At 53.4% G+C, this 1,268-nt stretch carries 1 protein-coding gene; it reads right to left on the bottom strand.

From position 1 onward, the window contains the following. Positions 1-1,238: TonB-dependent receptor plug domain-containing protein (locus HKD28_RS15520; RefSeq protein WP_235993566.1), on the bottom strand; the 1,238-nt coding region annotated here is incomplete at its 3' end. Positions 1,239-1,268: the final 30 nt, after the last annotated feature.

Here is a 1,268-nt window from a genome sequence, read left to right as displayed (position 1 = left end):
GTCGCGCCGCCTTGCGGGGTCAGATTATAGACCTGATAGCCATAATCCATGTAGTCGAAGCTGGCACCGACAAAACTGGTGAGGGGCGTCTTTCCGATACGGCCGCGGTTCGTCAGATCCGTCTGCACATTATAGGAATTAAACGGTCCGACAAAAGCCGTTGTCGAAGTTGGCTGATCGGTATGACGTTGATCGTAAGTAAACTGAGTATGCCAGGTTGTTCCTGGATCAAAGTCATGCTCCCATCGAAGCCCCACAATGCTGCGTCGGTCAAAACGACCCAGCCCTGCCTGCTGCGGGCTCATCGTCTGGCGGGCTCCATAGGCCCCATTCACCAGAAGATTGACCGAAGCGCATCCAGCAGCAGCCGATGCCGCATTGGCACAACCATTTTGGTAGGGATTACTGCGGAATTGGTTCAGAGAAAGGCGTAACGGCAGCGATGTATCCGTGACGTTATTAACGAATTTTAGAATGAGGCGATCTGATGAGGTCAGATTAACCCGCAGCCGCATATTTTCGGTAGACGTGTTGTACTGGCTGTTCGCAATGAAACCGTTACTGCGCACATCGCTACCAAACAGCATGAAGTCGTAGCGTTGATTGCCTGCACCAATCGTTATGTAGTTATTGAACAGGCCGAAGCTGCCAAAATCTGAACCCAGTTCCAGACCATGAATGTCAGCGCCGTTCCGGGTGCGGAAATTGATCGCCCCGTTAATCGCGTAATTACCGTACAGCGTAGAGGCTGGTCCCTGAAAGACGTCCACGCCCTCATAGGCATGCGGATCGATCAAATCTGCCCGGGCCGTACCGTCTGGTTGCGTCATGGGAAACCCATCTTCCGTAACCTGAAGATTCTTCAGACCATAGGACTGACGTGCGCCCGACCCACGGACAGAAACGACGCTGTCACGCGGCCCATTACCTTGCAGAACCGTAACCCCAGGGAGGGTTGCGACCATATCGGCGACCGACTGTGCTGCCCTGTGTGCGAAATCAGTACGTTCCGCGCTGTAGATTGTTTCACCGGTTGGATGAAGTCGTGCAGAGCCACGTGTCGTACCGCGAACCAGAATGCTTTCGACATTCTGATTCTGATGCGCAGAAGACGCAACTGCGGCTGTTTTACGGGGACGCGCCTGAAGAGGTTGTGCATGAGCTGGAAAGGCTCCAAGAAAAACGCAGCCAAGCACCAGCGAGCCGAGAGGCCGGCTTGATTCAAAAGAAGTATTCATGTGTTCGTTCTGATCTGAAAAACGCAGAAA

Origin of the sequence: Gluconobacter cadivus (assembly GCF_015244745.1) — a bacterium.
GTDB lineage: Bacteria > Pseudomonadota > Alphaproteobacteria > Acetobacterales > Acetobacteraceae > Gluconobacter > Gluconobacter cadivus.
This window is presented reverse-complemented; position numbering and strand designations above follow the sequence as displayed.